Raw genomic sequence first — 14,325 nt, forward strand, 5'->3', positions numbered from 1 at the left:
TCTGCTACGTTTTTACAGAGAGAAAGTGTGATGATACCCCAATATTTGTTTTTTACAAGTGTCCTCTGGTCAATGTGTGAAAAGCAACGTTAAATTCTTTGAATTTTGTATAGGTATAAGGGCTTGTTTTGCAGAAGAATTTGTGGTTAAATATATGGTGGCAGACTTGTGATAGGGAACAAGGGCTTCCTGAATTTTAATGCTGTAAAGAGACAATATGGAGTTGTGGAATATGAAAAAGAAAATATTATTATTGACGCTTTTTTCCTTGCTGTTATCGGGATGTAGTAAGGAAGTGGTTACGGTGGCGGGCATTCAGTCAGAAGATGGACAGGATGCAGATTACATAGAAATGAAAGAATTTGAACTGAAAAGCCAGAAAACAGAGACAAATAAGGAAGGGGTCAGTTGTTGTGCGGTACTTATACCATCAGGTTATCAGGAATCTGATGAGATTCCCGGTATGTATGTACATGAAAAAAGCCCCCTTGATTCTTCTAATGTATATTATACGATTTCTGAGGGGAGTGGGGATGGAAGGGTTTCGGAAGCCCTTACAAAGGACAGTTACGAGGAAATATTAGAGGAGGCTTTTCAGGAAGCAGGGCAGGATATTGATCTGGAGATAGAGGCTTTTGAGGAAATTGACATGGAGGGCATTCCAGCCTATAAAATCCGGAGTTCTTATCGTGTGGAAGATGGGGAAATTGAACAACTTACTTATCTGATCCTGGCAGAAAATACATATACCATAACCTACAGCCAGATGTCGGATGATGAATTAATGGCAGATTTTGAGATTTCAGATGGGGCTATAAGGCTGGTGCGTGAAGAAGAAGTGAGCCTTGCAAAGGATAAATAAATGATTGAAACTCAGTAAAGGGCAAGCCGTTCTTTCCTGACAAACTACTAACCTTTGAGTAACTGTTATCGGTCCTTTGCTTTACGGCAGTTGGGAAGGCAGTGTTATGGATGCGATGAACTGCTGCAAAACAAAGCAAAAATAGTTTATATGCATGATACAAGATATGGGCAGTGTCTGTGGTTCATCCACAGACACTGCCCATATTTTTACAATCAGCCGGTTTGCGAAGAATGACAGCGTTTGTTGACATAAAGTATTCTCACAGAGTATGGCGGCTGTTGGTTCAATAAGCGCCGCTGCAAGATGGATGCCCCGCCTTCCGCATCGGGACTGCTAGCTTAATAAGCTGGCGCGCAAAGTGCTGCTGGCGGTAACGAATCATTCATATTCGGCGATATCGTAAATCAACTGCTTAGAAGCCTCCCATCCAAGACAGGGGTCAGTAATGGATTTGCCGTAAATTCCGCCGCCCACTTTCTGACAGCCTTCTTCAATGTAGCTTTCAATCATAACCCCTTTAACAAGTTTATGAATATCAGCATTTAGCTTTCGGCTGTGCATAACCTCTTTTACAATACGGATTTGCTGTTCATATTGCTTGTTGGAATTACTGTGGTTGGTATCAATAACAGTGGCAGGGTTTTTCAAATCCCGCTCATTATACAGGTTAAGAAGCAGGTTTAAATCTTCATAGTGATAGTTGGGAAGATACCCGCCATGTTTGTTGGAGGCCCCGCGAAGAACGGTGTGGGCTAAATCGTTTCCATTGGTTTGCACTTCCCATCCTCTGTAAATGAAGGAGTGGGGATGCTGGGATGCATATACGGAGTTAAGCATTACCGTTAAATTCCCGCTGGTAGGATTTTTCATTCCGATAGGGACGTCAAAACCGCTGACCACGATTCGGTGCTGCTGGTCTTCCACAGAGCGGGCACCAATGGCAACATAGGATAAAATATCGGATACATATCCCCAATTGTCCGGATAGAGCATCTCATCAGCAGCGGTAAGGCCGGATTCGGCAATAGCGCGGATATGCATTTTCCGCATGGCAATCAAGCCGGCAAGGAAATCAGGCTGCTGTTCAGGGTCGGGCTGGTGCACAATTCCTTTATAGCCTTCTCCGGTGGTTCTTGGTTTGTTGGTATAAATCCGGGGGATGAGAATCAGTTTGTCTTTTACCTTTTCATTCAGCTTGGAAAGCCGGACAACGTAATCGCAGACAGCATCTTCATTATCAGCGGAACAGGGGCCGATGATGACGAGGAACTTGTTGCTTTGGCCTGTTATCACATCGCGGATTTCATTATCTCTTTCTTTTTTTAACCGGACCAGATCAGAAGGAACCGGAAATTGTTCCCTGATTTCATCCGGAGTCGGTAATTTCCTTATAAATTTAAATGACATAACAATCCTCCATTCTTGCCAATGTCCACGAACTTGGACGCAATTATTTCATCTATAATCAGAACAGATATGGGCTGTTTTTATGTGATGTTTTGACCCCGTACATTATAATACATTAAAATAGGAAGTGCAAGAAAATTCGGGATAATCAAACGACTTGCAATCTATAAGGAAAAAGTGTAAAATTTACAAGATAATAAATTGACTGACAAAAAGAAGCAATCAGGGATAGGAGTTAAAAATATGGCGCTTAGCAAAAAGCCGGTTACCGGCATGAAGGATATTTTACCGGAGGAGATGCAGATACGGGATTATGTAATCAGTGTGATTAAGGAAACCTATGGAGAATTTGGATTTACATCCATTGAAACCCCTTGTGTTGAGAACATTGAAAATCTGAGCAGTAAACAGGGAGGCGAGAATGAGAAGCTTATTTTTAAGATTTTAAAAAGAGGAGAGAAACTAAATTTAGAGACGGCAGAAAGTGAAAAGGATTTGGTGGACGGAGGGCTGCGCTACGACCTTACGGTACCTCTTGTGCGTTTTTATTCCAACCATGCCAACGAGTTGCCCAGCCCTTTTAAAGCATTGCAGATGGGAAATGTATGGAGAGCGGACAGGCCCCAGAGGGGACGTTACCGCCAGTTTATGCAGTGCGATATTGATATCTTGGGAGAACCTTCTAACTTAGCGGAAATAGAGTTGATTTTGGCTACTACCACAACCTTAGGCAGGCTGGGATTTAAGAATTTTCAGATTCGAATCAATGAGCGGAGAATTTTAAAGGCAATGGCGGCCTATAGTGGATTTAGCGAGGAGGCCTACGACAGTGTTTTTATTACACTGGATAAAATGGACAAAATTGGCCTTGGGGGCGTAGAGGCGGAATTACTGATCAGTGGTTTTTCCAAGCAAAGCGTGGATAAGTATCTTGGTCTTTTTAAGGGAATGGAAGAAGCGGAAAACGCCCTGGGCTTTTTGGCCGAGGAGTTAGGCGAATTTCTGGAAGATGAGGTAAAAGTAAGTCTGCAGGAGATTATGGACAGTGTTCAGGCAACCAGAAATTCTGATTTTAAGCTGATTTTTGACCCTACTTTGGTAAGAGGTATGTCCTATTACACGGGCACGATTTTTGAGGTTTCCATGCCGCAGCTTGGCGCAAGCTGCGGTGGGGGTGGAAGATATGATAAGATGGTGGGCAGGTTTACAGGCAATGATGTGCCAGCCTGTGGGTTTTCCATTGGCTTTGAGAGAATCATTTTATTACTGATGGAAAGCGGTTTTAAGGTGCCAAGCCAGCCGGAAAAAATTGCCTATCTTTTGGAAAAGGGACTTCCCGGCACAGAGCTTTGCAGGGTAATTGCAAAGGCCCAGGAAGAACGTAGGGAAGGCAAACAGGTGCTGGTGGTGCGGATGAATAAAAATAAAAAATTTCAAAAGGAACAGCTGACAAAAGAGGGCTATACAAGTTTTCAGGAGTTTTATAAAAATCCTCTTAAGTAAGGTTGAAATATGATTACAGTATATTACACTGAGGTATTTACCCATCTTAAGGAAAATGATTACAGGTTTTATTTGAATAAAATGGAAGAAGAAAGAAGAAAAAAGCTTCTTCTTATAAAAAAGGAAAGCGGCAGATTGCAAAGCCTTACGGCTGGCAGTTTGCTGCATTTTTCCCTTTGTGAGCAGATAGGGGACGAAAAAAAAAGTCCCTCTTTTTCTGTGGAATATGGAGAGAATGGAAAACCTTATTTGAGTGAGCATCCTGATCTGCATTTTAATCTGTCTCATTCCGGTAGTTATGTGTGTTGTGCACTGGGGGATAGGCCCGTAGGTGTGGATATACAAAAAATAACGGATGTGAAGAAGGGGCTTGCAGAACGGTTTTTTACAGAGGAAGACAATCGGAAGCTTCATCAATGTAGCGAGAAAGAAAGGAAAGAGCTTTTTTTCCGGATGTGGAGTATAAAGGAAAGCTTTATTAAGTTAACCGGAAAGGGAATTGCGGGCGGCCTTGATACCTTTGAAATTGACTGGGCGGAAAACCTGATACTTGACAGGGAAAAGAAGGATCCCATAGCACACTTTATGGTATGTAACAATTTGGCGGGGTATAGCGCCTGCGTTTGTTCTTGGACGCCTATGGGAGATGTTGTGTGGAAAAGAGTGCGGATTTAAGGCGGAAGGTACTGAAATGGTATTCGTGTGGCGCCATAAACAATGTTATGATTTTTCAAAGTTTTCTTTTGGAATATTTGTTTTTCCAAGTGTTCTCTGGCCAACGTGTGAAAAGTAACCTTGAAAAGTTACTTTTCACGGGTCAGGAATACGCATTTACTACGCACTGCGTGAGAACGTGATTCAGGTGTGAGGGGCGATTTTTGCGATGCGAAACTTGGAATATCGCCCCGAATGTTACTATGAGCGGCTCCCAGGCCGTAAATAGTAACCTTGAAAATTGATTTCCGTGGGTAAACTAAAATAACTATTTGAAAGTAAATATTTCTGTGTTATACTTTGCTTAAAGCAAATGATTTCTTTAAGCGAAAGCTTATATAGCAGCAAGGCTGTGTCTTATGGAATATTCTGTTCTTAACTCGACAAACTGATTCGTGGGGAGATAGTGTATAACAAACGCCGTTACGCTTCGCGAACCGGCTTATTGTAACAAACGCCGTCACGTTTCGCAAACCAGTCTATTGTAATCAAAAAACTGGTTCATAACGTACGATGATGTTTGAAATTTTAGAAATCCTGCTTTTAAAATCCAACAATCAAAATAAAGCGGGAAATCTATGAAAGCAATGTGAGGGCATTGCTCCTTTGCAACCATAAAATAGAATTTTCCTGCGAAAAGGAGGGAAATTCATGATGGAAAATGTAGTTACAAAATTGGAAAGGCTGAATTTGGTAGACAGATTTTTGTTCGATGAAACAATGGAGGATAAAGATGCCTATCAGGCAGCTGTCAGTATTTTGCTGGAAAATGAAACAGAATTAATCAATAAACCGGAGACAGAAAAAGAACTGAGAGTCTCTCCGCAGCTGCGGCAAATCAGACTAGATGTGGTAAGCATGGACAGGGAGAAAAGAATTTATTACACAGAAATGCAGAAGCGGGATACCGGTAATTTAAAAAAGAGAAGCCGCTATTATCAGGCCCAGCTTGACGTATCATTACTTGAACCGGGGAATAAAGACTTTGACTTGCTAAATGATAGCTGTCTTATTTTGATAGCGCCATTTGACTTGTTCGGGTATGGCCTATACAGATATACTTTTGAAGGAACCTGCAGGGAATGTCCTGATTTGAAGATAGAGGATGGAGCGGTGCGCGTGTTTATCAATACCAAGGGGAAAAACGCCCAGGCATTTTCGCAGGAATTTTTGGATTTCATGGGATATATCACCGCATCTACAGATGGAATGGCGGACAAAACAAATAGCGCCAAAATAAAACGAATTCATGACAGAGTAAAGAAAATCAGAAGATCGGAAAAAATGGGGGTGAAATATATGCAGTTTTGGGAAGAAAAGGCATACGCTAGGGAGGAAGGACTTGCGGAAGGACGTGAGGAGGGACTTAAACAAGGGATAAAAGAAGGACGTAAAGAAGGACGTAAAGAAGGACGTAAAGAAGGGAGAAAAGAGGGACACAGGGAAGGCGTGAAAGAGGGACTCGAAGCCGGGGAGAGAAGAAAACTGATACAGCTTGCATGCAGAATGTTGCAAAAGGGGAATGCGCCGGAGGTGATTGCGGATGATTTTGAAGAAAATATTGATTATATCAGAAAAATTTATGAGGCGGCGGAAGAATGTGCCTATGATAGTGATAAAGTGTATGCTAAATTAGCAAGTGAATGAACCGTTAGGGATAACAGAAATACTACTTTTGCCTGAAAATACTACTTTTTTAGATGAAAGTAGTATTTTCTTTTGGAAAAACAGCCATTAAAATATGGGTATCAACGGTCAGGACGCTCCGCGGACTACCCGTATGTCAACAAAAGGAAAGCCGCAGCATATCAAACGGACGGCTTTCAGAATGGAGGGAATTATGTATTTATTATCAATTGCGTGCGTTATTGCGATTACAACGGTGAATGTGTGGATGGTAGGAGGAGATTTCTTTCAGGTGTTTGATGTTATTTCTTTTCTATTTCTGTTTCTAATGTTTATACCGCTGTTAATTGCAGGAGGTCTGTTTAAAGATTTCAATAATGCATTCCGGCTGGGGATTGGGAAAAGGAAAGCCGCAAATTTAATGGAATTAAAACGGGCAAAGGAGGCTATGAGCCTGGCAATCAAAATTATTTTGGCTGATGGAGGTTTTTGTGTCATACTGCAGCAAATCATTCTTTTTTCTAATGCGGACAATTTTGAAATGCTCAGGCCAAGCATAGGGGTATCTTTTATAACATTTTTCTACGCGCTTGGAATGATTTTGTTTTTGCTGCCGTTACAGGCAAGGATCAATATAAAAATGCAGGAGTTTATCAGTGAGAAGGAGTAAGGAGGAGGCTGCCTATGAAAAGGATTATAAAAAGCCTTGCAGCCGTGACGGCGTATCTTATCCTGCTATGCTATCTTTTGGGAACGGAGGCGGTTCTGCTTCTAAGCCCAAAGCATATCGGTATGTTTCTTATGGGATGTATCATTTTGTGCCTGCCCTCTTTGGAAAAAAAGACAAATTGGAAGGAATTTAGGGAAATATTTAAGAAAAATGCCATCATGGCAGGATACCTTGAGACCTTTGTGCTGCTGTTTGCCAGTGTAAGCCAAAGAAAAATAGCTCAGGGAGAGCTTTTGGGAGAATTTGCGTTGAGTCTGCGCCCCGTGTTTTATGGGTTTGTGTGTCATCTTATTCTGAGGGAGGATAATTTAACCGAAAAAAAGCAGGAAGAACTATGGGCACAGAAAGAATTGCCAAAGGATAGTGCTGTTAAAAAGAAGGCATCTTTACAGGAAATATCCTTAAAGGAAACATCTTTAAAGGATGTTTCCATACAAGATATACAAGAAACGCCTCAAAAAAAGACATCAAAGGCACCCCTGAAAAAAGTGCCTTTAAAAGATATATCTTTAGAAATGCAAAAGCCGGATTTATCAAAGCTGACCAGACAGGAAAAGCTGATTGCGGAGCTGGTAAGCAGAGGTCTCACCAATCGGGAAATTGGAGAAGAACTTTATATATCGGAGACAACCGTGAAAAAGCACATATCCAATATATTTGAAAAAACAGGCATCAGCAGCCGCAGGGAACTGCGCTGAAGAAAACGACTTTAAACACCCTTTAAGGTGTGTAAAATGTGTAGCCGCACCGGCCGTTTTCTTTTGTCTGATACAGCGCCTTGTCAGCCTGGCGGAACAATTCATCATGATATCCCTTACTGGAAAAGGTGATACCGACACTGATGGAATATTTGGGGAAATCCTCCGTAGGATTTTGCAAAGTATAGTTGATCTTATCAATTTTTTCACTGATTATGTTTTGACTGGACGGCTGAATAGGCATCATGACCACAGCAAATTCATCCCCGCCAATCCTAAATACATGGTCGGTGGAACGAAAGCTCTCCTTTAAAAGGTTTGCGGCCCGAATCAATGCCTTATCCCCCATTTCATGGCCGTAGGTATCATTGATTGACTTAAACACATCAATGTCAATCAGCAAAAGGGCAAAGGGCTGGGATATTTCACAAAGCCTTATTTTCATCTGTTCAAAGGCAGCCCTGTTTAAAAGGCCTGTCAAAGCGTCATTTTCCGCTTTTTGACGGAGCATATTCTGCTGGGCGGCAGCCATTTCGTAAATATTATTGTAAGTTATGGCAAGGTATTTAAATTCGTATGCGCCTGTAATCTGTAATGCATCATTATTTTCAATGCAATGTATGTAAACGCGGATTGGTTTCAAAATCAGAATCGCAATCATTACATAAGCAAGAATGACCAGCAGCACTACTAAAAGGGTGTAAAAAAGCTGATGATTGAGCACATGGTTCATGGCAGCCTTGCTGCTTTCCTGACGCTGGCTGCATACAGAGATGACACTTTCCGTAACGCTTAAAAGCTGATTTTCTATTTTCTGCTGCATTTGTCCGTAAGCGGGGCCAAAGACCAGTTGGTAAGCGGCATCCGCTTTTCCCTGGGGGCTTAATTGTAATTCCTGCTCAGATAAGGGATAATCCTGTATTCTGGGAGATAGTGTGGTAAGATCCGCATTTACGGACAATGCAGCTAATTTCATTGCATGAATTTCCACATCCATAAGCTCATTGGATAATTTCAGGGCATCGGCCAAAAGATTTAAGGAGGTATCGTCATTGCCCTCTAAGAGGTCAGCCATCTCCTGTAAAGCATTATCCCTTCTTTTCGTAACCTCCGCCTCTGTAAAATAGGCATCCGCATAAGCGCTGTCTTTGGAGATAACATACAAACGTGTTTGTTCCGTTAAATATTGGGAGCCAAGGGACATATTCATGACGTTGTTCTGAGAATGAATATATTCATTGGTCATGTTCACCAATTCATGGTATTGGTCCATTACGCTTCTGATGCCGAAAATAATGAGAACGGATACCAGAATTGTACTTGCAACTATCCAAAAACTGAGGGTTCGTATTCGTATTCCTTTCAACAGATCTTTCTTATTGTTTTTAGATTTTTTTTCGTTCATTTGATGCACTCCCCTTTGTATAATGAGTCGTAGATTTATCATGCGGAATATGATAAATGTCATTAGGTAAATAATAGCATTGGCTTTTCTTTTTTACAAGATGGTTGCAGGTAAAAGTTTATGTTTGGGTAACGATTCGTTACTTTTCACGGGTCAGGAATGCGCATTCCGTGAGAACGTGATTCAGGTGTGAGGGGCGATTTTTGCGAAGCGAAACTTGGAATATCGCCCCGAATGTTATTATGAGCGGTCCTGGGGTGTGAATGGTAAGATAATAATTATTTAATAATTATAAAAAAAATATGAAAAAATATTGAAATAATTATAACATTAGTAGTATAATAATTAAGCCACGTCTTTACCTTAGGAAGGGATTACGTTGAATTTATGCAGTATACAAGAGAAACCGCAGTAAACCGGCTGCTTGAAAGCTATCGCGCTTATTTCAACATATCAATGTTCGAAGGAGAACAATATCCTCTCACAGCCATCTGTGAGTTTTTTGAACATTCGGAGAAATATGTGATTTCCAGGCAGGCGAATTTATGGAAGGCAGACTGCGAAGAATTTGTTTATTTATTCAATATGGAGCAGCTTACCTGCGAGGAATTTGAAAGATGTCGGGATTTTGCATGGGAAGACGGACAAAGGAGGGCCAATATAGGGCCTGGGCATATGTATACTTATGTCACTCTCGTTTTCATCTGCGATGCCTGTCAGGAAGATGCGAAAGCGGCCCTTAGAAAAAGCCGCCTTTACAAAAGTTTTCGATTTTCTCTGCATGGATGGATGGATTTTCATGCCGCTTTATTTGAGGTGACGAGCGGCCGGATTGTTACCAACAGAAGTGGGAAATGTGTGGAGAAAGTTTTGAAAAATGTACTATTTAACAAGCGTTGTCGCGTTTAGCGAGTGAGCTTATTGTAACAAAAAGAAAAGGAGACGATTTTTATGAACACATTAGTACTGGTTCTCATTTCGGTTGCCATTTTGCTGTGTGGCTATATCTTTTACGGAAGATGGCTTTGCAAGCAATGGGGCGTAGGTGAGAGTAAAGGGCAGACACCTGCCCATGCAATGGAAGACGGTGTTGATTATGTTCCTGCAAAGGCTCCAGTTTTGATGGGACATCATTTTTCTTCTATCGCCGGTGCAGGGCCTATTACAGGACCTATCAATGCGGCGTTATTCGGCTGGCTGCCGGTTGTGCTATGGATTTTAGTAGGCGGCATTTTCTTTGGAGGTGTACATGATTTCGGCGCTTTGTTTGCGTCCCTGCGCCACAAAGGACAGTCGATTGGCGAGGTTATTTCCGCAAATATGAGTAAGAGAGCAAAAAGATTATTCCTGATTTTTGCTTATCTGACACTTCTTTTGGTGGTGGCTGCATTTGCATCTATTGTGGCGACTACCTTTGGCGCAAAATTCGATGAGGCAGGGGCTCTTGACAGAGTGGCAAGCGCTTCTAATGCATCTGTCGCTATGGTATCTTTGCTGTTTATCCTGATTGCGATCGTTTTTGGATTTTGCGTATACCGCAGAAATATGTCCATGGCTGTGTCTACGGTTTTAGGTATTGTGGCAATCATTGTGATTATGGCAGTTGGTATGAATTTCCATCCCATTTATCTTTCCACCAACACATGGATGATTATTGTAGGTATTTATATTGCAGTTGCGTCTGTGGCGCCTGTGTGGATTTTGTTACAGCCCAGAGATTATTTAAGCTCCTTCCTGCTTTATGCAATGCTTGCGGTTGCATTTGTTGGCGTAATTGGCGCTCATCCCAATATTGACCCGGAGCTGTTCCCTGCATTTACAGGCTTTGCCGTAGATAATGGCAATGGTGTGCAGTACTTATTCCCGATTTTATTTACGACAGTTGCCTGCGGCGCGATTTCCGGTTTTCATTCGCTGGTTTCCTCAGGAACTACCTCCAAACAGCTTGACAAGGAATCAGACGCTAAGCCCATTGCTTACGGCGGCATGCTTCTTGAGTGTGTTCTTGCTGTACTCACGGTGTGTGCAATTGCTTATGCAAGGCAGACCGGCCATACAGCGGGAGCTACCGACATCTTTGCGGGCGGTATTGCTGCAATGGTAGCTGCGATTCCCGGACTTGCAGGGCTTGAAAATGTGCTTTATACATTGTTGATCCTTACATATTCCGCTTTCTGTCTGACCTCTCTTGACACGGCAACGCGTCTTGCGCGCTTCATGTTCCAGGAATTCTGGCTTGAGCCGGGACAGACCGTTAACGATGTGGAGGATGGCTACAAGAAACTGCTGGTGAATCCTTATTTTGCAACTGCTATTACGGTTGTGATTGGTATTTTGCTTGGTATGACAGGTTATGCCAAGATTTGGGGCCTGTTTGGTTCTGCAAACCAGCTGCTTGCAGGACTGGGGCTTTTAGCTGTTGCCACATGGCTTGGAAACATTGGGAGGAACAACAAGATGTTCTTATTCCCTATGGCGTTCATGATGGTGGTTACAATCTGCTCTCTTGTTCTTACTGTTAAGAACCAGATTGGCATCATCTCAGCCGGCGGCGCTGACTGGGGTCCGTATGCACAGACAATTTTGGCTGTTTTGCTTATTATCCTTGCAATTCTTCTGGTAATTGAGGGCGTTCAGACTTTATTTGGAAAGCAGAAAAAGACAGCTTAAGAACAGTTATATATGACCTAACAAAAGACTCTGCAGGGCATGGCACTGCAGAGCCTTTTTATATAATAAGCCGGCTGGCTGGCTAAGCATAGGGGAGCGGTTTACGCATTTTGGCTGTAATTTCTATTACAAAATAGATAAGTTTGGTTACAAATTCATAAAGATTTACACTATTTGGACGATATAATGATATAGAAATGGATTTCTAATTTTTAATCATGGAGGAAAATTATGTCAGTGAATATCAGTCAGAGCTACAGTCAGTTTTACATGGGGACAGAGCCCCTTAAAAGCTATGGAAACGGGAATGAGCTTGTCAAAAAGAAGGATACCTTGGTGAAGTATGAATTTAATACGGTAGATGCCCAGGGAAATAAAGTCATGGATGAAATGACCAAAGAGGAAGCCCTTAGCGCTATGAATGAGATATCAGCCCAATATGGCGATAATGTGCTGGTGCAATTTTCAGGAGATGGACTCAAGGCCCTTGCGGATAGTATCAGGGAACAGCATACCAAAGGCGTCTGGGAGCCTACGGAGGAAGAAAAAGCGGCCCAGGAGAAAAAGAACGCCGAATTTCAAAAAGAAATTGTCCAATTAGAGAACACCCATAGAATTTTTATCCCCAATGTACAGACAAACAAAATGTTATATGACAGCCTTGAAAATGCAGATGATAAGGTGGTTGGCGCAGTAACTGGTATTATTAAGAATTATTTAATGCCCCATCAGATAGGCGATATGTCTGAAAAGGAGTGGACAGACCAGATTGCTTTTGGTTTGGAGCAGGCAAAGTATCTTGCCGAAAATTATCTGGATGAGGAACATGCGGCGGATTTTCTTTCCGCTATTGAGACCATTGCCAAATACGGTTTAAATGGCATCGTGGATAAGGACGGAAAGGTGACTTATGACATTGAAATGGGATATGTTGTGGGCTCAAAGCTGTTTGCAGACCAGAGCCGTATCAGGGATTATTTAAAACAGCAGGCCCCGGATTTGTATCAGGAAATGGAAGAATTAAACCGGAATATGGTAGAAAACAAGGGAGGATGGGGGTCTAAATTTATTGAGCTGCACAGAAGGGCGGAAAAGGTATTAAATGCGCCGGGAGATAACGGAAAATCCTTCTATGAGGAGGAACATGCCCGTTATGATACATGGAAAGAAAAAATTGATCATACGACTCTTCAGGAAACCTTTTATGGAACTGTATACACAGATATGTCCTCATTTTTTGAGAGCTTGAAGGGGCAAAGCAGCTTATCGGACGCCTGGATGGACAGCCAGATGGAGCGGTTTATGAAATGGTTGGAAATATAAGGCGAGAAAGTCTTTAAAAAATTTAATTTCAGCCGATATATTTTATATGGAAAGAAAAGGATTTCGATTATGAATAGACTCAAAGGATTCTTTGTATCCGGTTTGAGAGACTATTACGAAAAATCAAGGAGGAGAGAAAATATGAGTATATTAGCCCAGGTGGAAAGCAATGCGCAGGCAATTGGAGCCTATGAGGAATCAAAGACTTCAAAAACATCAAATAGTGAGAAGAAACCCGGAAATTACGGCAGGACAATCGGGCAGCCAGAGCTCAGCGAAAAGGCCCAGAAGTATTACGAGGAATTAAAAAAGAAATTTTCAAACATGGATTTCATTCTTGTCAGCAGCGACATGAAAGCAGCAGCTAAGGCTCAGGCCGGAAGATATGCCAATCCTAACAAGATGGTAGTTTTGATTGATGAGGAAAAGATAGAGAAAATGGCGGATGACGAGAACTTCCGCAAGCAGTACGAGGGAGTGATTAGAAGCGCAGGCGTGAAGCTTCCCCAGCTGCAAAAGAGTCTTGGAAGTAATGCATCCAAAGTAAAATCATTTGGAATGCAGATCAATGATGGCGGAAATGCTTCTTTCTTTGCGGTGGTTGACAAATCGTTAGCAGCACAGAGAGTGCGGATCAAGAAAAATGCCGAGAAGAAGGCGAAGGAGAAGAAAGAAACGGCCAAAAAGGAGGCAAAAGAAGCAGCCGAGGAAAAGCTGACCCAAAAGCATGCCGAAAATACGGAAAATGCGGATACGGTTACGGTGACAGCATCTTCTATAGAAGAACTGATAAAGAAAATCAATGATGTTATTTATGAGGGCATGAGCGATTCCGTGCTGACCGATGCGGAAAAAATGATAGGGCAGCGCTTTGATTCAAGATGGTAATATTTTTTGCAGATGGATTGTTTACCGGGGCGTCTTAATAAGATGAGGCCCCGGTATTTTTATTACAATAAGCCGACTCGTAAAGCGAGATGCGTCTGTCACAATAAGTGCACTTGAGGGAGCGTAGCAGCCTTTGCTGCAATAAGCACCTCTTGTGGAGCATGGCGGCAGCGTTTGCTGCAATAAGCGTCTCTTGTGGAGCATGGCAGCGTTTGATACAATAAGTGTACTTGAGGAAACGTGGCAGCGCTTGCTATCATAAGCGCTCTCGCGGAGCGTAAAAGCGTTTATAGGCGTTAAACGCTTCGGAATGGAGGAAAGGTTGAAAGAATTGCATACTTTCAACCCCGGATTCTCGAAAACGTGACGATGAATTTTCGCCACACTTAGCCGAATTCCCTGAATTTTATTGATAAAACCACCATTTTGCACTTGATTAACTCATCGTCATGTTTTATGATGGAGGTATAAACATGACGAGGTGATTGTATGTCGA

The 14,325-nt window shown here is 42.1% G+C and carries 12 protein-coding genes; 10 read left to right on the forward strand and 2 right to left on the reverse strand.

Translation table 11 applies throughout. From position 1 onward, the window contains the following. Positions 1-232: 232 nt before the first annotated feature. The gene (locus D5281_RS19185; RefSeq protein WP_160561686.1) at positions 233-862 is read left to right on the forward strand and encodes a hypothetical protein; all 630 of its coding nucleotides are present in this window, start codon (positions 233-235) and stop codon (positions 860-862) included. A gap of 381 nt (positions 863-1,243) precedes the next feature. Here D5281_RS19185 and D5281_RS19190 read toward each other — a convergent pair whose 3' ends face one another. Next, entirely contained in the window at positions 1,244-2,272 is a 1,029-nt protein-coding gene (locus tag D5281_RS19190) for a 3-deoxy-7-phosphoheptulonate synthase (protein WP_160561687.1), read from the reverse strand. 243 nt (positions 2,273-2,515) lie between these two features. Between D5281_RS19190 and hisS the strand changes: the two genes are divergently transcribed. From hisS to D5281_RS19215, 5 genes are all read left to right on the forward strand, one after another. Beyond that, positions 2,516-3,775 (forward strand): histidine--tRNA ligase, encoded by a 1,260-nt coding sequence (gene hisS / locus D5281_RS19195; protein WP_160561688.1) that lies wholly within the window; start codon positions 2,516-2,518, stop codon positions 3,773-3,775. 9 nt (positions 3,776-3,784) lie between these two features. Beyond that, complete coding sequence (locus D5281_RS19200; protein ID WP_160561689.1) at positions 3,785-4,450, forward strand: 4'-phosphopantetheinyl transferase family protein; 666 nt, start codon at positions 3,785-3,787, stop codon at positions 4,448-4,450. 690 nt (positions 4,451-5,140) lie between these two features. Next, on the forward strand, positions 5,141-6,136 hold the full coding sequence (locus D5281_RS19205) for an Rpn family recombination-promoting nuclease/putative transposase (RefSeq protein WP_160561690.1): 996 nt from the start codon (positions 5,141-5,143) through the stop codon (positions 6,134-6,136). Positions 6,137-6,329: 193 nt separating this feature from the next. After that, entirely contained in the window at positions 6,330-6,785 is a 456-nt protein-coding gene (locus D5281_RS19210) for a hypothetical protein (RefSeq protein ID WP_160561691.1), read from the forward strand. 14 nt (positions 6,786-6,799) lie between these two features. Further along, positions 6,800-7,543: a response regulator transcription factor gene (locus D5281_RS19215; RefSeq protein WP_160561692.1), complete on the forward strand. Its 744-nt coding sequence runs from the start codon at positions 6,800-6,802 to the stop codon at positions 7,541-7,543. Between the two features lie 22 nt (positions 7,544-7,565). Here D5281_RS19215 and D5281_RS19220 read toward each other — a convergent pair whose 3' ends face one another. Continuing rightward, on the reverse strand, positions 7,566-8,948 hold the full coding sequence (locus D5281_RS19220) for a GGDEF domain-containing protein (protein ID WP_160561693.1): 1,383 nt from the start codon (positions 8,946-8,948) through the stop codon (positions 7,566-7,568). A gap of 387 nt (positions 8,949-9,335) precedes the next feature. Between D5281_RS19220 and D5281_RS19225 the strand changes: the two genes are divergently transcribed. The 4 genes from D5281_RS19225 to D5281_RS19240 all read left to right on the forward strand — a co-directional run bounded on the left by D5281_RS19225 (position 9,336) and on the right by D5281_RS19240 (position 13,829). Further along, positions 9,336-9,857 (forward strand): hypothetical protein, encoded by a 522-nt coding sequence (locus tag D5281_RS19225; protein ID WP_160561694.1) that lies wholly within the window; start codon positions 9,336-9,338, stop codon positions 9,855-9,857. Positions 9,858-9,899: 42 nt separating this feature from the next. Further along, positions 9,900-11,618 (forward strand): carbon starvation CstA family protein, encoded by a 1,719-nt coding sequence (locus D5281_RS19230; protein WP_160561695.1) that lies wholly within the window; start codon positions 9,900-9,902, stop codon positions 11,616-11,618. Between the two features lie 231 nt (positions 11,619-11,849). After that, positions 11,850-12,941 (forward strand): hypothetical protein, encoded by a 1,092-nt coding sequence (locus tag D5281_RS19235; RefSeq protein WP_160561696.1) that lies wholly within the window; start codon positions 11,850-11,852, stop codon positions 12,939-12,941. Between the two features lie 141 nt (positions 12,942-13,082). After that, positions 13,083-13,829 carry a DUF6033 family protein gene (locus D5281_RS19240; RefSeq protein WP_160561697.1) on the forward strand — a complete coding sequence of 249 codons (747 nt, stop codon included), beginning with the start codon at positions 13,083-13,085 and terminating at the stop codon, positions 13,827-13,829. Positions 13,830-14,325: the final 496 nt, after the last annotated feature.

The organism is Parablautia muri, from assembly GCF_009917485.1.
In the GTDB taxonomy this organism is placed as follows: domain Bacteria; phylum Bacillota; class Clostridia; order Lachnospirales; family Lachnospiraceae; genus Suilimivivens; species Suilimivivens muri.